Here is a 22024-nt window from a genome sequence, read left to right as displayed (position 1 = left end):
ACCGCTGCGGTGACAGGCGTCTCGTTTGCCAACACATAGCGCTGACATTCCGGAAACATCTGCGACACACCACGTTCGTACGTTCCGAGCGTATGAACCCACGCGGCAGCGCACTGGATCAGGCGATCGCCGATCCACCCCCGGTCACCGGGGTGCGCGATACCTCGCCCATGTCCGGGCTGCACCGCCGCAGCCTCGGCTTTCCCGGTCTGCTGGCGCAGTCGGTCTCGGCCATCGCACCGTGTGCGGCGGCGGCCACGATTCCAGCCATGCTGGTAACCGCGAGCGGTGACGGGGCACTGTGGGCGGCGGTGCTGGGCGCGGGACTCACACTGCCGGTGGCGGCGGCGATCAATCAATTCACCAAACGCGTGGCCACCGCCGGATCGCTGTACACCTTCACCGCGAAGGGGCTCGGGACCACGGCGGCATTCCTGTGCGGGGTCGGCATGATCCTGGGGTATGCGTTCATCGCCATGTACTCCCTGGCGAATATCGGATTGCAGCTGTCGAATCTGCTGGCGGCCCTGGGTTTCGGCACCGGCGTGCTGGTGCCTGTGCTGTGCGTCCTGGGCTGCGGTACGGCGTGCGCGGTGGTGATGCTGCGCGGGGTGCGGGTGTCGGCGCGATTGAGTCTGCTGGTGGAATCGGTCGCGGTCGCCGTGCTGGTCGGGCTGGTGGTGGTGCTGTTCCTCGGGCAGGGGCGGCAGCCGATCGCACGGGATCTGCTGGCGCCGCAGCATCTGTCGTTCGCCGGTCTGGTGACGGGCGTGGTCATTGCGATCACCGCATTTGTCGGATTCGAGAGCGCGGCATCACTGTCGGTGGAGGCCCGGCGTCCGTTCGCCGCGGTGCCCCGGGTGCTGATCTGGTCTCCGATCGCCACCGGGGTGCTGGTGGTCGCCGCCACCTCGGTGCAGACCACCGGATTCCGGGCGGCGGGGGTGGCCCTGGACCAGGATTCCGCGCCGGTGCACGCACTCTCGTCGTTCTACGGGGTGGGCTGGATCTCCCCGATTCTCGACTGCGGTGTCGCGGCCTCGTTCTTCGCGTGTGCGCTGGCCTCCTCGACCGCACTGGTCCGGGTCTTGCTCAGCATGGGAATCGACGGTGTGCTGCCGGCGGCCATGAGTCGCACACATCCGAAGTTCCGGACGCCGCATCTCGCCATCGGGGTGTCCATGCCGATCGTCACAGCGGTGCCGCTGGTCTTGCTCGCGGTCGGCGTCACCAGCAAAACAGCGGTCGGCATTCTGCTGGTCGTGTCCGCGGGCGGATACGTGCTCGCCTACACGCTCGTATGTCTCGCCGTGCCGTTCTTCCTGCGCCGCATCGGCGAATTCACGCTCGGCCCAGCCGCAGTCGCGCTGGCGGCGGCGATCGGGCTGGCGGGCTGTCTGCTGGTGTTTCTGGGCACCGAATGGCGTGGCCCCCGATCCGCCGGGGTATGGCTGTTCCTGCTCGGTGTCGCACTCGGGCTGGCTGCATTCCGGCGCGCACGACAGCGCGGGGCGCTGCTGGTCGGCACGCACGACACCCCGATCGGCGCCGAAGTTCTGGGCGGGGCGGCGACGGTACCCGGTGACCGGGGGCCGGAGTGAGCACACCCGGCGGCATCGGCGGCCGGCAACCCAAGGCGGTCCTGAGCGCCCTCGTCGTGCTCGAGGAGGTGGCGGCGTGCGGGCCGGGGGTGAGTGCGCGCGAGATCAGCCGCAATCTCGCCATGCCGCGCGCCACCGCCTACCGGCTGCTGAATCTGCTGGTGCAGCAGGAGTATCTGGTGCGCACCCCCGACCTGAGCGGCTTCGCGCTCGGCAGCAAGGTGACCGAACTGGCCGGAATGGCCACGCCCGCACCGCTTCCCGTCGCAGCCCTCGAGGTGCTCGAACAACTGCGCGGGAATATCCGCGGCGGCGTGCATCTGGCCGGTTACCTCCGCACCGGCACCACCCGGCCCCGAGTTCGCATTCTCGACGCCGACCCGGACTATCCGATCGAGCACGAGCAGATGATCACCAGCGATCTGACCACCTCCGCCATCGGCCGCCTCGCGCTCGCCGAGTCCGATGCGCAGGCCCGCCGCCTCGGCTATGCGCTACAGGTGGACGAATTACGGCCCGGCAGTGGCTGTCTCACGGTGCCGATCCGCGACCGCCGCGGCACCCTCATCGCCGGGCTGACGCTCTCGACCACCTCGGCACGGCTGCGCGACCTCGGCGATGCGCTCGGACTGCTGACACCGGGCCGCGAACGGCTCGAAGCCGCCTTCACCGACCGCTGACCCGGGTGCGCTGCACCCCACTGGTTTTCAGCACCTCGATGACCATGGAGGTCTCCACCGATTCGACGTGCGCCACCCAGTCCGCGCCGGTCAGCAACTCATAGAGGCGCAGTTTGTCCGGTACCGCGACATCGGCGACGATCTGGTGGTCGCCCATGATCACCGCGGCGTACCGGACATAGGGCGATTCCAGCAGCAATCGGCCGACAAGCTCGACGGTGCTGGGCTGGGTGCGAATCCACAGCAGGGCTTCCACACCCAGGCCGAGCGCCGCCGGGGCCACCACGGCACGAATGTGCACGACCCCGGTGCGGCGCAGCGACTCCACCCGCCGCCGGGCGGTCGGCTCGGAAATGCCTGCGATACGGGCGATTTCGTCGTAGGTGCGGCGTCCGTCCTCGGCCAGCGCGCGCACGATGAGACGTTCCTCGCGGCCGAGTCGCTGCGCGCCCGCTCCGGTCGGCGCGGGGGTGAGCGGCGGAAGTTCGGTCAGCTCGGCGGCTTCGGTCGCCGTCAGCAGGGCGGGCTGCCATTCGTGCACGGTGCGGAAGTAGCGCAGCACCGGCAGGGTATTGCTCTCGACCAGGCCCGGGATACCCGGACGTTCCTGCAGCACCAGGTCGGCGACCCGTTCGGGCAGGCAGATGATCTCCGCGACACAGTCGACCGAACCGGTCAGGACGTAGCTGAACACCGCGTCGGGACGATGCGCGAGCGTGCGACCGCAGACACCGGCGGTGCCCGGCGTGCACCGGATACGAACCAGCACAGCGTCACCGCGCGGCGCGAGCGCGGTCACCGTGACGGCGCCGCTCTCCAGCAGGCGATTGCCGTGCCGGGCGACGGTGCGCTCGGGTTCACCGAGGACCGCGGCGATCCGGCTCCAGGCGGCGCGGCCGTCGATCTGGAGTGCACCGACGATTCTGCGGTCCAATTCGTCCAGCATCGGCCAAGTATGTGGCTGTATTCGTCAATCCGCCACTGGGTCCTGTCCGAAATCTCGCTCACCGGGCACGGTGGGTCCATGCGATTTCGGCAGACACTCACCGCCCTCGGTCTCGCGCTCGCCGCCGGACTGGCTTGTGCCGCACCGGCTCCCGCCGATCCGGCTCCCGGCCCGCCGGTGGTGCACACCGACGGCGGCGCGGTCCAGGGTGTGGCCACCGACACCGACCGGTCGTTCCTCGGGATTCCCTTCGCCGCACCGCCGGTCGGCGCATTGCGCTGGCAGCAACCACAGCCGGCGCTCCCATGGCTCGGGGTGCGCGATGCGACGCAACCGGGAAATGCCTGCCCGCAGGCCGCTTCACCCTTCGGTGGAGCGGATGTGACCACCGAGGACTGCCTGAACCTCAATGTTTGGACGCCCCGGCACGAGGCGCAGGGGCTGCCGGTGATCGTCTTCATCCACGGTGGATCGATGGTCAGCGGTTCGGGCCGCGAATATGCGGCGCATCGCATGGTGGCGCGCGGCGACGTCGTGGTCGTCACCATCAACTATCGACTCGGGGTGCTCGGCGGGTTGTCGATGACGCCCGATTCCGGCGCGGAAATCACCGGGAACTACGGCATTTCCGATCAGCAGGCGGCGCTGCGCTGGGTGCAGCGCAATATCGCCGCATTCGGCGGCGACCCGCGGCTGGTCACCATCGACGGCCAATCGGCCGGGGCGGTATCGGTGTGCTCGCAGCTGGGTTCGCCATTGGCGGCCGGGCTGTTCCAGCGCGCCATTGTGCAGAGCGCGCCCTGCGCCGGAGACGGATTCGGGGCCTGGCCGACCCGCGACCAGACCGATCGGAAGGGACAGGACTACGCGGCGGCCGTCGGCTGCCCGGATCCGCACACCGCCGGAATCTGCTTGCGCACCATGTCCGTCGGCGAGCTGCTCACCGCTCAAGCTCCGTACCAATGGTTTCCGGATATCGACGGTCACGTCCTGACGGAGCCGCTCCGGGAAGCGTTCGGGGACGGGCATTTCAACCAGGTGCCGGTGCTGATCACCGATGCCCACGACGAGGAACGCTTGATGGTGCTACCCCAATACGGTCTGGGCACCGCGCTCACCGCCGACGCCTATCCGCAGGCAGTGCGCGACTTCTTCGGGGCGGACCGTGCGGACCAGGTGATCGCGCACTATCCGCTGCGCAACTACGCGCAGCCGGTGCTGGCGTATGCGGCCGCCCGCAGCGACTTCGACTATATCTGCGGGGTTCCCACCACCGCGGGCCTGCTGTCACAACATGTTCCGGCCTATGCCGCCGAATTCGCCGATGAGACCGCACCGACGCTGCCCGGAATACCGCCGGCCAGCTTCCCACTCGGTGCGGCACACGCCTTCGACCTGCCTTATCTCTATGAAACCGATGGCGTCACACCGGCTTTCACCCCGGCACAGCAGCGACTGTCCGACAACATGATCGACTACTGGACCGCGTTCGCCCGCACCGGCGATCCCAATGGCCAGGGCCGCCCGGCCGCCCCGCGCTTCGATCCGGCGGCCGCGCACATGCTGCAGTTCGCACCGGACGGCCCCCGGCAGTACAGCGGGTTCGCCGCGGACCATCAGTGCCGCTTCTGGAATTCCTTCATCACCTGGTGACCATCCCTTTCGAAATATGCACGGAGCAGCCATGAATCGCACCCTGATGTCCCTGTCCCCCATCCTTCCCGTGGCAGCCCTGCTGTCGGCGATCTGGCTGCCGTTCGTCAATTCCAGCCACCTGTGGTTCGGCATGCCCGCGCTGTTCGTGTGGCTGTCGGCGTGGGTCCTGCTGATCACCCCGACGCTGCTGCTCGCCGAGCGCGCACGCACCGGCGGGCAGGGCGACCGATGATCCTCACCATTGCGCTGATCGGTATGGCCGTGATCGCCGCGCTCGGGCTTCGCGGCCGCCGCGGCACCCATGACCTCGCCGAATGGACCGTCGGCGGCCGGAATTTCGGCAAGAGCGCCACCTGGTTCCTGCAAGCCGGGGAGGGCTTCACCACCTTCACCTTTCTCGGAGTGGCCAACCGGACCTTTATCGGCGGGGCCACCGCCACCTATGCCATTCCTTATATCCCGCTGTCCTACATCGGGGTGTATTTCCTCGGACCACGCCTGTGGCGGCTGGCCAAGGAGAACGAATACCTCACGCAGGCCGACTATTTCGCCGACCGTTACCGCAGTCCGCTGTTCGGCAAGCTGGTCGCGCTGATCGGTGTGGTGTTCCTGCTGCCGTACCTCCAGTTACAGATCACGGGGCTGGGCACCATCGTCCAATTGGTCACCGGCAGCCGGAGTTCCGGCAACTGGAGCATGGCGATCGCGACCGGGCTGATGGTGGCCTTCGTCCTGTGGTCGGGGATTCGCGGCATTGCGAGCACCGCCTATCTCAAGGACGCATTGATGATCCTGGCGATGGTGGTGCTGGTGATCGCGGTACCGGCGCATTTCGCGGGCGGTGTCGGCGATATGTTCCACGAGATCCGGCGCAGCGCACCGCAATTGCTGACCGTGCCGCTCAATGACGGTCCGGCCGGGAGCAATTGGTGGATCAGCGGTGTGCTCATCTCGGCCATCGGGAGCGCCTTCTTCACACTGCCGCACCTGTGGCCGCCGCTGCTGGCCTCCCGGGACGAGCAGGTCATCCGCAGCAACAACACCTGGCTGCCGCTGTATCAGGTGGTCATCATTCTGCCGATCATCGTCGGCTTCACCGGGCTACTGGCCAAGTTCCACGGGTATCACGTGCCGCCCGGCGGCGTACTGCTGTGGCTGGCCGGTGAGTCGCTCCCGAAATGGATGATCGGAGTAATCGCGGTAGCGGCGGCCGCCGCCGCCATGGTGCCCGCCGCAGCGATCAGCCTGGGCATCTCTTCACTGGTGGCGCGCAACCTGATTCCACTGCGCGGTGAGCGGGCCAGGCTGGCGCTCAATCACGGCACGGTCATCGTTGTCGCCGGTCTGACACTGCTCCTGGCCGTGCACCGGCCGAGTGCGCTGGCCGATCTGCTGCTGCTGACCTTCAGCGGGCTCGCGCAAACCGCACCGGCATTCCTTGCGGCACTGGGTGATCGACGCTGGCTGGACAAGTATCCGGCCATGGCTGGCCTACTGTCCGGGATCGCCGTCGTGGCTTGGGCGGAGATCGGCAAACACGCTGCCGCACTGCACAACATCAGCTCCGGAATTGTCGGCCTGGTGGTCAATCTCGCGGTATGCGTCGTGGCGCAGACCCTCTGGACGATGATCCGTAAGCGGACCGCGCCCGGCGCTACGGCTCCCGCCGAGACCGGCGTGCGCGCCGCCGAGAAATGAGGAAAGCCAGTGGATTCCGAAATCTGTTTCACCTCGGCACAGGAGCTGGCCCGGCTCGTACGCACTCGGGAGCTGTCTGCCACCGAGATCACACAGGCCCACCTGGACCAGATCGAGCGGATCAACCCGCAGGTCAATGCGATCGTCACCCTCGTCGCCGAACAGGCCCTCGATCGGGCCCGCGCGGCCGATGCACAGACCGCAGCGGGTGCGCCGACCGGTCCACTGCACGGCATTCCCATGGCGCACAAGGACACCCATGACACCGCCGGCATCCGCACCACCCACGGCAGTGTCCTATTGGCAGACCATGTGCCCGCACAAGACGAGCTGATCATCGAGCGGATCACCGCGGCGGGAGCAATCACGCTGGGCAAGACCAATGTGCCCGAGTTCGCGGCAGGCTCACATACGGTCAACCCGGTGTTCGGCGCCACCCGCAATCCCTACGATCTCGGCAGATCGGCGGGCGGGAGCAGCGGCGGCGCGGCGGCCGCACTGGCCTGCGGCATGCACGCGCTCGCCGACGGCAGCGATATGGGTGGATCCCTGCGCAATCCGGCATCGTTCTGCAATGTTGTCGGGTTCCGGCCCGCACCCGGCCGGGTCCCGAGCTGGCCGACCTCGGCCGCCTGGTCGACGCTCGCCGTGCAGGGCCCGATGGCCCGCACGGTCGGCGATGTGGCCCTACTGCTTTCGGTGCTGGCCGGACCGGACCCGCGCAGTCCCATCACGATCGCGGAATCCGGGTCGATATTCGCGGGCCCGCTCGATCGCGACCTGCGCGGGCTGCGGGTGGCCTGGTCCCCTGATCTGGGCGGCTCGGTGCCTGTCGATCGGGCGGTGCGCGATGCCCTCGAACCGGCAGTGGCCGTCTTCAGCGACCTCGGCGCCATCGTCAGCGAGGACTGCCCTGACCTCGCCGGGGCCGAGCAGGTCTTCCGGACACTGCGGGCCTGGCAGTTCGCACTCATACTGGGCCCGCTACTCGAGCACCGGCAGCGGATCAAAAAGTCGGTGGTCTGGAATATCGAGGCCGGGCTCGCCCTGCGCGGGACCGATATCGCCGATGCCGAAATCCTGCATACGGCTCTGTTCCACCGGGTCCGCGAATTCTTCGACCACTACGACATTCTGCTGCTGCCGGTCAGTCAGGTCGTGCCGTTCGACGTGGACCTCGAATACCCTACCGAGATCGACGGCGAGCCGATGCACACCTATCTCGACTGGATGCGCTCCGCGTATTTCATCAGCACCACCGGCTGCCCGGCACTGTCGGTGCCGGGCGGATTCACCGCGACCGGACTGCCGGTCGGCTTGCAGATCGTCGGCCCGCACCGGGCGGATCGCCGGGTGCTGGAAGTAGGTCACGCTTTCGAACTGGCCACCGGATTCGGGAAGAGAAGACCCACAATCGGAGGTTGACCCGAGGGTAGGAACATCTCGTTCCGACGGGAATTTCACTCTCGGGCATGACAATCCGCGCCCCACAGGTCAAGATGATCAATGGCCCAGGCCACCAATTGACATCGTTCCAGCACAGTTCCAGCGCTTCGGCCTCTCGCGGCGCGGACAGGAGAGCCCCGTGGCAACGTCGCCGCAGACCTCGGTATCCGTCACGTCCGTGATCGTCGAAACCAGCCCACCGGCCCGGATCGGCACCCGCATAGCACATCCCGTACTGCGCACCACCCTGCAGCAATTTCTGCGGGCCGGCGCGTGGGTGGCCGATTTCGGGCCGGGCCCCGCGGAGCTGATCTTCCGGGCCACCCGGCTCTCGGAGGCGCCCGCCCGCATACTGGGCACGCCGCGCGGGCTGCACCGGCACCCGGTGTTCTTCGACAATTTCCAGGCCGAATGGCTCTGGACCGCACCGATTCCCGACCCGCGCATCGCACGGGATGCGGTGATCCTCTACTTCCACGGTGGCGCGTTCATCGCCGGCGGCCTCAACAGCTACCGCCGCCACACCGCACGACTGGGCAGCATCAGCGAACTGCCGGTGCTCACGGTCGATTACCGGCAGCTGCCCGACGCGCACCCCAATGACAGCCTCGACGATGCGCTCGCCGCCTACCACTACCTGCTCGATCAAGGCTTCGCGCCCGAAAAGATCATCGTGTCAGGAGATTCCGCGGGCGGCGGCCTCGCATTGCGCCTGGCGTTGACCGCACGCGATCAGGGTCTCCCACTGCCTGCGGCCATTTCGGTCACCTCGCCGTGGGCCGATTTCGACTCCACCGCCCGCATGGCACATGCCAACGCCAACGCCGACGCGGTCCTGCCGGCGGCCGGTCCCGCCATGGTGGTGCGGCGCGGGATCGCCATCAATGGCGTGCTCGACCCCAGTTGGTCGGTGGTCAATCACGATTTCACCGGACTGCCGCCCATCCTGCTGCAGGTCGGCTCCCGCGAAATGCTGCTCGCCGACGCGCTTGCGGTGGCTCAGCGCTGTGCAGAAGCGCAGGTGTCGCTGCGGCTGCAGATCCGGGCCAGCGCCCCGCACACCCTCATCCATCTCGGGGCAGGCCTGCTCGCCGACGGCCGCGATGCCGCCTGCGACGCGGCCGAGTTCCACCGTGCGATGATCGATTCGGCCGCCACCGGCCGCAGCGCCGCCTGAATCGACCGCGAGAGGCTCGAATGTCTCAGCCTGCCAATGTTTCGCAGCCCGCCGTCTTCATTACCGGCGCGGCAGCCGGCATCGGCCGCGCCATTGCCGCCCGGTTCGCGGAGGCGGGCTGGACGGTGGGGCTCTACGACATCGACGCCGACGCGGTGCGCCACACTGCCGAGGAGATCGGCGGTGCGACCGTCACCGGAGCCTTCGACGTGACCGATCCCGCGGGCTGGGAGCAGGCGCTCAACGAGTTCACCGATGCCACGGGCCGCCTCGACCTGCTGGTCAACAATGCGGGCATCCTCTATTCCGGAGCTTTCGGCGATATCTCGCTGGAACGCCAGCACCGCCTGGTGGACGTGAACGTCAAGGGCGTCCTCAACGGCTGCTACACCGCGCTGCCGCACCTGCGCCGCACTCCCGGCAGCCAGGTCGTCAATCTGGCGTCGGCTTCGGCCTTCTACGGCCAGCCTGGACTGGCCACCTACGGGGCCACCAAGGCGGCCGTCCGTAATCTCACCGAGGCGCTCGACCTGGAATGGCGGCAGTACGGCATCCCGGTGCACGATCTCCTGCCGCTGTTCGTGGCCACCGGCATGATGGACGAGGTATCGCGCGGCTCGAAGTCCGCCGCCACCCTCGGTGTCCACCTGACCCCCGACGATATCGCGGAAGCCCTGTGGCGCACCGCCACTCACCAGCACCGCCTGCGCGGACCACACGTCCTCATCGGCCTGCAGACCAAACTCACCGGCATCGCGGTCCGGCTCGGCCCGGCGTGGGTGACCCGTGCGGTCGTCGGCTGGCTCAGCAAAGCCGATTCGCTCTAGCGGTAACCTCAACCTAGTCGCCGGATAGGTGGAAGCCCCCGCGCCAGCCCGGCCAAGACAATCCACGTTGTCGGCTCGAACCCCTGGCCGCCGGCTCCCTCAGGATGCCCAGCAGGTCAATCTGTATGGCGCGTACATACTTCCCGCCTCCGGCGAACAAGGAAGCGTCCCCCAGCTCGGCGCATTGCCCTACGGTGTCGCTTGCCGGCGTGAAGGGACCACCACGTTGCCAGTCGTGGAACCACCGGCAATAGATGGTCCTCATGGGAAAGGTGTTCCAGATTTGCCGTGCGGGCCGATCCTGGCCGGGATCAGGCCCTGACACCAGTGTTAAGTAGCCGACTAGTGTGCATCCGCTTCAGCTCGCGCCTGGCAACACAGATGATTCAATTGTGCTATGACGAAAGATGCTCGCTCAGAGTCCAATTCAGTAGAAGCTTCCGTCGAGGAACCTGAAGTCGACTACAAGATCGTCGCCTTCGGAGGCGTCGAGGTGATACCCGAGGACGTGGAGGAAGAGGTGGAGAGGTTGTGATTCCGAACCGGACTGCGCGCGCCTGGCACGCGCTGCGCAGTCCTCGGAGCATTCCAACCAGCTCCTGACCCGTTGTGGGCCGGATGTCGCCGGTTCGGTCCACAACGATTGAGCCAGCCGCATGTCGCGCCGCGAACCGGACAGGCAAGCAGGTATGCCAGCAGATGAACAGTCAAGGACAGACGCGCATCCGGGATGATCGCATATGGCTATGACTGCCGGATGGCTTCGCTGGCCCCGTGCGGTAGTCGGCTGGCTCAGCAAGGCCGATTCGCTGTAGCGGTAATCTCGATCGATGTCCCGCACTGTCACTCCACCACACCCGTTCGATATCGCCACCGAACTGTCCTATGACGGCGACGGGAAATTCAGCGGCCAGACCACGCCGGACTACGCCAATATGGTGGGTCCGTTCGGTGGGATCACCGCCGCGACGCTGCTCCGTGCGGCGCAACAGCATCCGGAGTGCATCGGTGAACCGCTCTCGATCACCGTCAACTATGCCGGGCCGATTGCCAACGGGCCCTTCATCATTTCCGCGGACCCGATCCGCACCAACCGGAATACGCAGCACTGGACGCTCACTCTGAGCCAGGACGGTGTCATCGCGACGACCGCGACAGCCGTATTCGGCAATCGCCGCCAGACGTGGTCCTCCACTGAGGTCACCGCACCGGTCGTACCGCCCGCCGACACCATCGAGCCCGAGGCGCTGCCCGAGTTCATCAACTGGGTCCGCAATTACGACATGCGATTCGTCGAGGGCGCCATCGCCATTCAGGACGCGGACCCGAACCACAGCTCGACTACCACGCTGTGGGTACGGGAGACGCCCGCCCGGCCGCTGGATTACCCTGGCCTGACCGCGCTCAGCGATGTGTTCTTTCCGCGGGTCATGCTGCGCCTGGGCCGGATCGTGCCCGCCGGGACCGTCTCACTGACGGTCTATTTCCACGCCGACAATGAACTGCTGGCAGCACAATCCGACCTGCCGGCGCTGGCCACCGCTCGCTCACAGCACTTCGGCAATGGCTTCTTCGACCAGTCCGCCGAACTGTGGGCGAATAACGGCACCCTGCTGGCAACGAGTCACCAGATGGTCTATTTCAAGGACTGAGGGAGCCTGAGCAGTAGACCCATTTATTCGACAGACACACGTGGGACTGATCTGCTCATCAAGCGGATCGCCAACAGCGCAATCCACATGCCGCCGCCGATGATGCCAATACGTTCAATGAGTCCTGTTGGTCCCCCGTCTGACAATTTGGCGGTGAGGACGAAGGCAATATAAGAGGCGGCGACAAGGAGACCAGTGGCAACCGAATACCAAGACCAGCCGCGCCTTTCGCGCGCCTCATCGCGCCGTGCCAGCACGAAGCAAGCCGCAATCAGCGAAGCGAACTGAAGCAGACCAAAGACAGTATGAACAGCTCCGTGAACGGTTAGCGCGCTCGACGCTCCTGGTGGGTAACCGAGCGACGGGTCGGGAAGGATAGGCCCGATGACGATGAAGGTGAGGCCATAGCTGCCGAGCAGGATAGGTCCCCAGGTGGAACCACGCCCGGTACGCAGGCGCAGCCTCATCCCGAGGGCAAAACCGAGCATGAGCGCTCCGGTGACGATGTAGTTGGTGATTTGTATCCACCCACCATCCCCCAGTTCGAGGTTGCTGTCGGGGACTATCCAGGCGTTGTAGCCAGGGCGTATGGCCCCGAGGATGAGAATGACAACAATGTTGAGCAGCGGAGCGATGACACCGCAAGCCAGCAGCAGTCTCATCGCCACCGACTGCTCTCCAGTGCATTGTGCTGAGGTTTCCATGCGTTTCTCCCTTGCCGTAAGACACCACTATCGAACGGCAGGTCGCGCCCTGTATTGGAAAAATGTCCCCCAGGCCCGGGCAAGGACTGACGCTCAGAGGATCGCGACCGGGGCTACCGGAGTTCCGGTCGCGCCCACGAAGGGCTCGGGCATGGCAGAGAGCAGGAATTCATAGCGGCTCTCCTGCGCGCAGACCTCGGAGAGCTCCTGCAGATTCCAGTTCTGCCCCTGCAGCATGCCCATCTCCACGAGGTGCAGGGCGTGCACGGCCAGCATCAGATTGCCGATTTCCGGCGGGAAGATTTCGAACGTGAGCGTGTCGTTGGCTACCGCCGCGACATCGCGCGCATGGAACCATTCAGGGCACCGCACGGACAAGCCCGGCGCCGGTACGGCATAGCCCTGGCGGTCCCCGGCCAGGAACAGTCGCATCTGACCGGTGCGGACGAGCACGATATCGCCCGCACGCACCTGGACGCGGCCGAATTCCTCGGCGGCCTCCAGATCCTCCGGCGTTACCGCGTGATCACTCGCGAGACCGTCCACCCCGCGCGCTCGCGCCACATCGAGCAGGACGCCGCGGGACACGATGTGCGGCACCTTGTCGATCCCGCTGAAGGCAGCGCCCTTGTGTGCGGTGATGGTGTCGGCGGAACGGCCGTTGTAGATCCGCCCCGAATGCGAGATGTGAGTCAAAGCGTCCCAATGGGTTCCGGCCTGCAATCCCATCGTCACCACGTCATCGCTGGTCGCAATGGTGTCCGGCCCGAACATCTCCCAGTTCACCGCGGTCATGGTGTGCAGCGCATTGACGCGGCCCGGAATCATGCCGGTCTGCACTCCGTGCTGACTCAACGGCAGCGCCAGCGCCACCCGGCGCCCACTGCGCACCGTGCCCGCCGCCGCCCGCACCACCTCATCGGTAATAAGATTGAGGGTGCCGATCTGATCGTCGGAACCCCAACGGCCCCAGTTGTTCACACGCTTTGCGAGGTCGAGAAATTCCGGTGGAAACGCCATGCACCCGAACTTACAGACCGGTGGAACACGACGACGCCCCGGCTGCGCCCTCATCGCGCCGCCGGGGCGTCATCCCAGGTTCGAGTTACTTCGCTGCTGCGGCCGAAAGGGCCCAGCGCAGGTTTAGCAAGTGACGAGCAAACTCTAAGTTCATATTCGTCTTGCGACAATGCGTAGGACTGTGACCTGCATGACCGCACCGGTTCGGTGAACGGCGGGCGACCAGTACACGGGTACCGTGGACTGCTGGTCACCGTGGTGTTTGCCCACTGGTAACCCTTATGTGAAACAACGGACATCGAAACGCCGGACAGTTCGCTGACCGGGCAGTTCTCTGAGAGGTGGGCAGGACTTGATGGTGCAGAACGAGGTCGACACCGCGACGGGCGTGAGTCCGATGCTGCGGGCCGCACTCGCACCACCCGCCCGCACCCTGGTCGATATCTTGGCCGTGACCGCACAGGAACACCCCGACGCACCCGCCATCGACGACGGCGAGGTAGTGCTCAGCTATGCCGAGCTGCTGACGGAGATCGACCTCGTGGTGGACAAGCTGGCTGCGGCCGGCGTGCGCGCCGGTGACCGTGTCGGGGTGCGGATGCCGTCGGGCACCGCGGAGCTGTACCTGACGATTCTGGCGGTACTGCATGCGGGCGCGGCCTATGTACCGGTTGATGCCGACGATCCCGATGAGCGCGCCCGCCTGGTCTTCGGCGAGGCGAAGGTCACGGCCATGGCCACCGCCGGCGGTATCGAAAGCACCGCTGCGGCAAATGAATCGACCGCCGAGTCGACCGCGCCGCCCGCGCCGGCCGATGACGCCTGGATCATCTTCACCTCCGGTTCCACCGGAACCCCGAAAGGTGTTGCGGTAACCCACCTCAACGCCGCCGCCTTCGTCGATGCCGAGGCCCGGCTCTTCCTGCGGCAAGCCCCGATCGGTCCCGGCGACCGTGTCCTCGCGGGTCTTTCGGTCGCCTTCGACGCCTCCTGCGAGGAAATGTGGCTGGCGTGGCGGCACGGGGCCTGCCTGGTGCCCGCACCCCGCGCGCTGGTGCGTACCGGTGCGGACCTCGGCCCGTGGCTGGTGCGGCGCGAGATCAGCATTGTGTCCACGGTGCCCACTCTCGCCGCCACCTGGCCCGCGGAAGCGCTGGACTCGGTGCGACTGCTCATCTTCGGCGGTGAGGCGGTGCCGCCGGAACTCGCCGAACGCCTCGCGGGCACCGACGAGCGCGAAGTCTGGAACACCTACGGCCCCACCGAAGCCACCGTGGTGGCCTGCGCCGCGCTGCTCGACGGCTCCTTCCCCGTGCGCATCGGACTGCCTCTGGACGGCTGGGACCTCACCGTCGTCGACGCGGCCGGAAACCCGGTGGGCGAGGGCGAATCCGGGGAGTTGGTCATCGGCGGCGTCGGTTTGGCCCGCTATCTGGACCCGGCCAAGGACGCGGAGAAGTACGCGCCGCTGGCCTCGGTCGACTGGGAACGCGCCTACCGCAGTGGCGATCTGGTCCGCAACGACAGCGAGGGACTCGTTTTCCTCGGCCGTGCCGACGATCAGATCAAGCTCGGCGGCCGCCGTATCGAACTCGGCGAGATCGATAATGCCCTGCAGCACCTGCCGGGGGTAACAGGGGCGGCTGCCGCCATCCGAACCACCAAGGCGGGCAATAAGATCCTGGTCGGCTATCTGACCGGACCAGGTGCGGACTACGACATCAAGGCCGCCAGAGCCCAACTCGGGGAACAGCTCCCGGCGCCGCTGGTGCCCCGACTAGCGGTGGTCCCGGAACTGCCCACCCGCACCTCCGGCAAGGTCGATCGCGACGCCCTGCCGTGGCCGCTGCCGAAGGCGACCGACGCCGATCCGGGACTCTCCGCCACCGAGCAATGGGTTGCCGGACTGTGGGATTCGATCCTCGGCGCCGAGGTCAGCGATCCGAATGCCGACTTCTTCGATCTGGGCGGCGGTTCGCTCGCGGCCGCGCAGCTGGTCACCGCACTGCGGGAGCGGCAGCCGCGCATCACCGTCGCCGACCTGTACGACCATCCCCGCCTCGGTGCGCTGGCAGCACTACTGGATGCGAGCGCCCCGGCCGTCGCAGTCGTGGACCGCGTGGTGCGGCCGGTCCCCTTGCGCGCCCAGTGGTTCCAGGTGCTGGCCACCATCCCGCTGACCACCCTGACCGGGCTGCAATGGCTCACCTGGCTGGCCATTGTCGGCAATATCGGGGCCTGGACCGGGTCGCTGCCCTGGCTGCCGCGCCTGTCGTGGTGGTGGGCGTTGATCGCCTTCCTACTCTTCATCTCCCCGCCCGGGCGCATGACACTGTGTGTGGCCGGTGCCCGAACCCTGCTGCGCAATCTGAAACCGGGCAGCTACCCGCGCGGTGGCTGGGTGCACCTGCGGCTGTGGACCGCTGTTCGGCTCTCGGAGGCCAGCGGGGCCGAGAACCTTTCCGGCGCACCGTGGATGGTGCCGTTCGCCCGGGCGCTCGGCGCGAAGATCGGCAAGGGCGTGGATCTGCACACCCTGCCGCCGGTGACCGGCATGCTGGAATTGGGCGACGGCTGCAGCGTCGAACCCGAGGTGGATCTGTCCGGCTACTGGATCGACGGCGACGTCGTGCATATCGGCCGCATCGAGATCGGTCCGGGCGCGGTGGTCGGTGCGCGTTCGATCGTGTTGCCCGGCAGCAAAATCGGCAAGAATGCCGAGATCGCGGCCGGTTCCGCGGTGTCCGGCAAGGTCAAGGCCGAGCAGTCGTGGGCGGGATCTCCGGCGGTGAAAGTCGGCAAGGCGCAGCACCGCTGGCCCGACCAGACGCCCCCGCGGGCCCGGCACTGGGTCGCGATCTTCGGTATCACCTCCATGCTGCTGGCGGCCGTGCCGATTCTCGGCCTGGGTACCGGCGGGCTCTTCATCGCCTGGGAGATTCGCAAAACCACCACGCTGACAACGGCTCTCGGCCAGGCGTTCGCCATGCTGCCGATTGCGACGCTGCTCAGTTTGGGCGTATACGCCGTGGTGACGATTATCGCGGTGCGACTGCTCAGCATCGGACTCACCGAGGGCTATCACCCGGTGCGCAGCCGCATCGGGTGGCAGACCTGGGCTACCGAACGCCTACTGGATTCGGCACGCACCTTCCTGTTCCCGCTGTACGCGAGCCTGCTGACCCCGGTGTGGCTACGCCTGCTGGGCGCGAAGATCGGCAAGGGCGTCGAGGCCTCCACCGTGCTGCTGCTGCCGAAGTTCACCACGGTCGCCGACGGCGCGTTCCTGGCCGACGACACCATGATCGCGAGTTACGAACTCGGTGGCGGCTGGCTGCATATCGGCGAGTCCAAGGTCGGTAAGCGTGCCTTCCTGGGCAATTCGGGGATGACCGCGCCGGGCCGCCGCGTACCGAAGAACGGTCTGGTCGCGGTGCTCTCGGCCGCGCCGTCCAAGTCCAAGGCGGGCTCGTCGTGGCTGGGCAGCCCGCCGGTGCGCCTGCGCCGCACGGCCGGAATCAGTGACACCGCACGCACTTTCGATCCGCCGCCGCGCCTGCTCATCGCCCGCGGCATTGTCGAGACCTGCCGTCTGATTCCGGTGCTGGTGACCTTCGCGATCGGCCTGGGCGTGCTGTTCGCGCTCGCCTGGTTGGCGCAGACCCTCGGACATCTGCCCACCGCACTGCTCAGCGGCCTGGTCCTGCTGACCGCCGGCGCAGTCGCGGGCGCGAGTTCCGTTGTGGCCAAATGGGTTCTGGTGGGACGTATTCGCGCCGAAGAGCATCCGCTGTGGAGCTCGTTCGTCTGGCGCAATGAAGTCGCCGACACCTTCGTGGAACATGTTGCGGCACCGTGGTTCGCGCGGGCGGCGACCGGTACGCCCGTACTCAATTTGTGGCTTCGCGGACTCGGCGCCGAGATCGGCCGCGGGGTATGGTGCGAGTCCTACTGGCTACCGGAGGCGGACTTGGTGACTCTGGGTGACGGCGCGACCGTGGAACGGGGCTGCGTGGTGCAGACCCACCTGTTCCACGATCGAATCATGGCCATGGACACCGTCACCGTCGGCGCGGGCGCGACCCTCGGCCCGCACTGCGTCGCACTGCCCGCCGCGAGCATCGGCCCGGGCGCCACCGTCGGCCCTGCCTCGCTGGTCATGCGTGGTGACACCGTGCCGCCGTCGACCCGGTGGTGGGGCAATCCCATTGCGCCGTGGCCCGATCGGGCGGAGGCCGGCGAATGATGCCGAACAAGTTCTCCGAAGAGGCCATCGACGATTACCTGCCGCAGAACGGAAACCGCGGTTACCGGGTATCGCGGTACGACCTGGAACTGATCTACAAGGTCTCCAGCAACCGGCTGGCGGGCCGGGCCGAGATCACGGCGGTGAGCACCGGCGTGCGGGATCGTTTCGCGCTGGACCTCTCCCAGGCGCTGGCCGTGTCCAAGGTCTTGGTCAATGGCTACAAGGTCGCGAAATACACGCACCAGCAAGGCAAGCTGGTGATCACGCCGTCGATCAAGATCCCCGCGGGCGGCGCGCTGGCGCTGGTCGTCCAATACGCGGGCACGCCGAAGCCGGTGCGCGGCCCGTGGGGTGAGGTCGGCTGGGAGGAACTGACCGAGGGCGCGCTGGTGGCCAGTCAGCCCAATGGCGCCGCCTCCTGGTTCCCGTGTGACGATCACCCGAGTTCCAAAGCCAGCTACCGCATTTCGATCACCACGGACACCCCGTACTACGCGCTGGCCAACGGCACCCTGATGCGTAAGCAGACCAAGGCCAGCCAGACCACCTGGGTGTACGAGCAGCCCGAACCGATGGCGACCTACCTGGCCACCGTCCAGATCGGGCCGTACCGCAAGCATCGGCTGGAAGCCCCGCGCGGCGCGGTGCCCATGCAGGCCGTACTGCCGCAACGCCTGCGTGTCGCATTCGATCACGACTTCGCGCGCCAGCCGGAGATGATGGCGGTCTTCACCGACAAGTTCGGCCCGTACCCGTTCGACGGTTACACGGTCGTGGTCACCGACGACGACCTGGAAATCCCCATCGAAGCGCAGGGCATCTCCATCTTCGGCGCCAATCACTGCGACGGCCACCGCGGCTCGGAACGCCTTGTCGCACACGAGCTTGCGCACCAGTGGTTCGGCAACAGCCTCACCATCCGCCAGTGGCGCGATATCTGGCTGCACGAGGGCTTCGCCTGCTATGCCGAATGGATCTGGTCCGAGGCCGCCGGTGGCTCGACCGCCGACCACCTGGCCCGCACCGCCCGCCTGCGCCTGTCCCACCAGCCCCAGGACATCCTGCTCGGCGATCCCGGTCCCACCCGCATGTTCGACGACCGCGTCTACAAACGCGGAGCCCTGACCCTGCACGCCCTCCGCCTGCAGCTGGGCGACCCGAAATTCTTCAATCTGCTGCGCGAGTGGACCACCCGCTATCGCCACAGCTCGGTCACCACCGACGAATTCATGGACCTGGCAGGGCATTACAGCGCAGCGCCACTGCGCGCACTGTGGGACGACTGGCTACACAGCCTGCCGCTCCCCCAGCTGCCGCCGCCCGCCGCCGCATCGGCCTGACCACCACGGGCGGCCGGTCTCCACGACGGCCCGCCCGTGCCCCTGGTGGCAATCGGCGAATGCGCGCAGGATGTAGGTGTTGGCGATCTTGTGATCGCGCATCGACAGGAGGAACACCATGTTCCGCACTCGACACCCCGCGCGTGCCGCGGTCCTCATCGCAGCCACCGGCTGCCTGGGAATCACCGCCGCACTCGCGTCCGCACAACCGCCGGCCTCCATTTCCGTCGACCGGCAAATGACCTACAACGTCACCACCTTGACCGTCAATGGGTCGGCCACCTGCGCAGGAGGTGGCACCGCCGGAGTCAATATCGTGAGCGGCTCCCTGGAACAAATGTTCCAGGGCGGCATCGGCGGCCCCATCGCCGTACAGCTCGACGGATCGGTCCTGGTCACCTGCGACGGCGCACCGCACAACTGGTCCGGACAGCTGACCGCACCCGGCCGCGCCCTGCCCAACGATTCCGGCGGCACCCTCACGGCGAACCTCTCCCAAGGCTCGACGGTCATAGCCACCACAGGAGCCCAGGGCGTCTACATCGCCCACTGACCGCACGCTCTACCGTCCAGGTGACCATGAGCGCGGCGTGATGAATAGACCAGCCACGGTGGCCGGTGATGGGCGTGACGAGTGACCGGTTTTCTCGGCACACTCGAAAAACTGGCACCGGTCGCGCTGATCTGCGGAATGGGCGTGTTGTTCGCTCGCCCCCTGGCTGAGCTACCTCACCGTGATCGCAGCCATGCCCGCCCCGCAAAACCTGTTCATCTTCGCCGCCCAGTACGACACAGACGTCGACCTCGCCGCGTCCGTGGTCATCAAAACCTCGGTTGTCGCACTCTTGCTCCTGCCGATGTGGGTGGCCCTCGCGCACTGAACCCGTCCGATCCCGCCCCTCGCTCTTGATCACGATAGGCCGCTGATTACGAGCGAAGCCGTTGCGCACCAGCGCATGTTGAGTCACTGAACGCGGCGGCCATCCGCAATGCCGAGTCCGATATCCGCGCGTATCGGATGGGGGTGGCGGACAGACTGGGTTGTATGGGTGAGGCTTTCGATGGGATCGTCGACCGGTTCGTATTCGCGAGTAGGGAATTCGAGCGGAGGCTGCGGACGGTGCGGGGTGGTCAGTGGGTGGGGCCGACGCCGTGCACCGAGTGGAATGTGCGCCAGTTGGTCAACCATATGGTTCGGGGAAATCTCAACTACGTTCTGCTTGTGAACGGTGGTGGCCGCGAGGAATTTCTGCGTATGCGGGAGGTTGATGCGATGGGCGATGATCCGGTATCCGCGTATGTCGCGTCGGTGCGCGAGAGCAGGGAAGCGTTTGCGGCGCCTGGGGTTCTGGATCAGGTTGTCGATTACCCGATGGGGCAGGCTTCCGGCCGGCAGGCCCTCGCCGTGCGTACTGCCGATACCGTCATTCATACCTGGGATCTGGCTCGGGCCATCGGTGCGGAGGATCTGCTCGATACCGACCTGATCGCCTGGATCGACGGCCATCTCGAGGAGATCTACGCCGGCCTCTCCGAAATGCCGGCGTCCGTGGACACGTCCCACCGGTACTTCGCGGTCCCCGAGAGTGCGAATGCCGGTGCCGAGACGCGACAGGACCGGCTGCTGCGGCTGATGGGCAGAAACCCGGACCGCAGCGGTGACGGAATTGCTTCTGCGCGTGCCGATCGACAGTTGCTATCCGATCGGCACCGACTGCAGGACGTCACGCACGGTGCCGAGCGCCTGCGGGAGATCCGCCAGGGCGGGTGAACCCACGGCGATCCGAAGTCCGTGTGGCACATGGGCGGTGGTGGCGAACAGGTCGGCCGTGGAGATGCGGACGCCGCGGCGGGACAGCTCAGCGGCAATGCGGTCCATGCGCTGTTCCGGGTCGACACGCAGCCAGCCGAAGTACGAGTGGGGGTGGGCGAGCACGTCCATACCCGCGAGTTCGCGGCGTAGCACCTGCTGATGCGCGGCCGCGGTATCGCGACTCACCTGTTCCAGCGCAGTGACCGTTCCATCGGCGAGCCAGCCTGTCCCGACCGCGGCGACGAGACCCGGCGGGCTCGACATGGTCGCGCGCACAGCGGATTTCATCAACTCGCAATGGCGGTGCGGGACGATCATCATGCCGAAGCGCAGACCGGCGGCGACGCTCTTGGACAGACTCGACACCCAGAAGGCGCGCTCCGGAGCTCGCGTAACCAGCGCTGCCGGAGCTGGATCGGTCAGGAAGGCGTACGCCGCATCCTCGAACAACAGGAGATCGTGTTCGCGGGCAAGCTCGACCAACCGCGTACGGGCCGTCTCGCCGAGTACCCATCCGAGCGGATTGTGCAGCGAGGGCATCGAATACAACGCCCGCACGCGCCGGCGACGGCACAGCTCGGCGAGCGCGTCGAGGTCGGGACCGTCGGCTCCGGCAGGTATCGGAGCCAGCTCCAGCCGGTGCAGAGCCGCCAGTGACTTGAATCCGGGATAGGTCAGGGCATCAACCGCCACGACATCGCCGGGTGAAAGTACCGCGCGCCCAATCAGATCCAGTCCGTGCTGCACACCGGAGGTCAGGAAAACCCGATCGGCCTCGACCTCGATATCGCGGTCGGCGAGAAAAGCCGCCGCCACTTCCCTATCCCGAGGTCGCCCGCCCGGCGGTTGCTGTCGCAGCAGCGCGTCGAGATCACCGCCGGCGGCCAGGTCTCGCAGCGCGGAACGCAGCAATTCGCCCCGCCGCGGCGATATCGGTTGTGTCATAGACAGATCCGCCCACACGGTATCGGGCCCGGGCCCGTACTCGGCGGGCACCAGCCGCACGGAGAGGTCGCGAACGAATGTGCCCCGACCGGGCTCACCGACCGCGAGCCCGGTCCGTTTGAGCTCCGCGAAGACGCGGGTCGCGGTCGCCACCGCGACCCCCCATTCTGCCGCGAGCTGCCGGTGCGTCGGCAGTCGCTGACCGGGAGCCCACCGCCCAGCGCGGATGTCGGCCGCGACAGCATCGACAATGTCCAGGTACGAGCCCAT

Annotated in this window: 19 protein-coding genes; 15 read left to right on the top strand and 4 right to left on the bottom strand. The window is 66.9% G+C overall.

Annotation, left to right across the window (positions count from 1 at the left end; all coding sequences use genetic code 11):
- The first annotated feature begins 92 nt into the window (after positions 1 to 92).
- Positions 93 to 1601, top strand: a complete 1509-nt coding sequence (locus JWN03_RS21840; protein ID WP_297618017.1) for an APC family permease — start codon at positions 93 to 95, stop codon at positions 1599 to 1601.
- A complete protein-coding gene (locus JWN03_RS21835) occupies positions 1598 to 2281 on the top strand; it encodes a helix-turn-helix domain-containing protein (protein ID WP_297618016.1) in 684 nt (227 codons plus the stop codon). Before JWN03_RS21840 ends, JWN03_RS21835 begins: the two co-directional genes overlap by 4 nt.
- Here JWN03_RS21835 and JWN03_RS21830 read toward each other — a convergent pair.
- Positions 2268 to 3227 (bottom strand): Lrp/AsnC family transcriptional regulator, encoded by a 960-nt coding sequence (locus tag JWN03_RS21830; RefSeq protein WP_297618015.1) that lies wholly within the window; start codon positions 3225 to 3227, stop codon positions 2268 to 2270. The genes JWN03_RS21835 and JWN03_RS21830 overlap by 14 nt on opposite strands.
- Before the next feature lie 78 nt (positions 3228 to 3305).
- Here JWN03_RS21830 and JWN03_RS21825 point away from each other — a divergent pair, with 78 nt between their 5' ends.
- The 8 genes from JWN03_RS21825 (at position 3306) to JWN03_RS21790 (ending at position 11683) form a co-directional block, all read left to right on the top strand.
- Positions 3306 to 4880, top strand: a complete 1575-nt coding sequence (locus JWN03_RS21825; RefSeq protein WP_297618014.1) for a carboxylesterase/lipase family protein — start codon at positions 3306 to 3308, stop codon at positions 4878 to 4880.
- Positions 4881 to 4911: 31 nt separating this feature from the next.
- On the top strand, positions 4912 to 5115 hold the full coding sequence (locus JWN03_RS21820) for a hypothetical protein (RefSeq protein WP_297618013.1): 204 nt from the start codon (positions 4912 to 4914) through the stop codon (positions 5113 to 5115).
- Positions 5112 to 6581, top strand: coding sequence for a sodium:solute symporter family protein (locus JWN03_RS21815; RefSeq protein WP_297618012.1), 1470 nt, complete (start codon positions 5112 to 5114; stop codon positions 6579 to 6581). Before JWN03_RS21820 ends, JWN03_RS21815 begins: the two co-directional genes overlap by 4 nt.
- A 9-nt stretch (positions 6582 to 6590) precedes the next feature.
- The gene (locus tag JWN03_RS21810) at positions 6591 to 8006 is read left to right on the top strand and encodes an amidase (protein ID WP_297618011.1); all 1416 of its coding nucleotides are present in this window, start codon (positions 6591 to 6593) and stop codon (positions 8004 to 8006) included.
- Positions 8007 to 8166: 160 nt separating this feature from the next.
- Entirely contained in the window at positions 8167 to 9204 is a 1038-nt protein-coding gene (locus JWN03_RS21805) for an alpha/beta hydrolase (protein ID WP_297618009.1), read from the top strand.
- Between the two features lie 20 nt (positions 9205 to 9224).
- Positions 9225 to 10031, top strand: coding sequence for an SDR family oxidoreductase (locus JWN03_RS21800; RefSeq protein ID WP_297618007.1), 807 nt, complete (start codon positions 9225 to 9227; stop codon positions 10029 to 10031).
- 397 nt (positions 10032 to 10428) lie between these two features.
- On the top strand, positions 10429 to 10566 hold the full coding sequence (locus tag JWN03_RS21795) for a hypothetical protein (protein WP_297618005.1): 138 nt from the start codon (positions 10429 to 10431) through the stop codon (positions 10564 to 10566).
- A gap of 295 nt (positions 10567 to 10861) precedes the next feature.
- Complete coding sequence (locus JWN03_RS21790; protein ID WP_297618003.1) at positions 10862 to 11683, top strand: acyl-CoA thioesterase; 822 nt, start codon at positions 10862 to 10864, stop codon at positions 11681 to 11683.
- A gap of 23 nt (positions 11684 to 11706) precedes the next feature.
- Here JWN03_RS21790 and JWN03_RS21785 read toward each other — a convergent pair whose 3' ends face one another.
- Together JWN03_RS21785 and JWN03_RS21780 are read right to left on the bottom strand one after the other, a co-directional pair.
- Entirely contained in the window at positions 11707 to 12387 is a 681-nt protein-coding gene (locus JWN03_RS21785; RefSeq protein WP_297618001.1) for a DUF998 domain-containing protein, read from the bottom strand.
- Positions 12388 to 12480: 93 nt separating this feature from the next.
- Entirely contained in the window at positions 12481 to 13407 is a 927-nt protein-coding gene (locus JWN03_RS21780) for a cyclase family protein (protein WP_297617999.1), read from the bottom strand.
- A 355-nt stretch (positions 13408 to 13762) separates the two neighbouring features.
- Here JWN03_RS21780 and JWN03_RS21775 point away from each other — a divergent pair, with 355 nt between their 5' ends.
- The 5 genes from JWN03_RS21775 to JWN03_RS21755 all read left to right on the top strand — a co-directional run bounded on the left by JWN03_RS21775 (position 13763) and on the right by JWN03_RS21755 (position 20767).
- On the top strand, positions 13763 to 17653 hold the full coding sequence (locus JWN03_RS21775; protein ID WP_297617996.1) for a Pls/PosA family non-ribosomal peptide synthetase: 3891 nt from the start codon (positions 13763 to 13765) through the stop codon (positions 17651 to 17653).
- Positions 17650 to 18996 (top strand): M1 family metallopeptidase, encoded by a 1347-nt coding sequence (locus JWN03_RS21770; protein WP_297617993.1) that lies wholly within the window; start codon positions 17650 to 17652, stop codon positions 18994 to 18996. The genes JWN03_RS21775 and JWN03_RS21770 overlap by 4 nt, the downstream gene beginning before the upstream one ends.
- Positions 18997 to 19114: 118 nt before the next feature.
- On the top strand, positions 19115 to 19549 hold the full coding sequence (locus JWN03_RS21765) for a hypothetical protein (protein WP_297617990.1): 435 nt from the start codon (positions 19115 to 19117) through the stop codon (positions 19547 to 19549).
- Between the two features lie 193 nt (positions 19550 to 19742).
- Positions 19743 to 19877, top strand: a complete 135-nt coding sequence (locus tag JWN03_RS21760) for a hypothetical protein (RefSeq protein ID WP_297617987.1) — start codon at positions 19743 to 19745, stop codon at positions 19875 to 19877.
- 164 nt (positions 19878 to 20041) lie between these two features.
- Positions 20042 to 20767 (top strand): TIGR03086 family metal-binding protein, encoded by a 726-nt coding sequence (locus JWN03_RS21755; protein ID WP_297617984.1) that lies wholly within the window; start codon positions 20042 to 20044, stop codon positions 20765 to 20767.
- On the opposite strand, the gene JWN03_RS21750 is transcribed toward JWN03_RS21755, so the two are convergent.
- Positions 20693 to 22024: an aminotransferase-like domain-containing protein gene (locus JWN03_RS21750; protein WP_297617982.1), complete on the bottom strand. Its 1332-nt coding sequence runs from the start codon at positions 22022 to 22024 to the stop codon at positions 20693 to 20695. The genes JWN03_RS21755 and JWN03_RS21750 overlap by 75 nt on opposite strands.

It is taken from the genome of Nocardia sp. (assembly GCF_025465275.1).
Classification (GTDB): domain Bacteria; phylum Actinomycetota; class Actinomycetes; order Mycobacteriales; family Mycobacteriaceae; genus Nocardia.
Note: the sequence above shows the minus strand (reverse complement) of the source record. Positions and strands in the feature narration are given on the sequence as shown.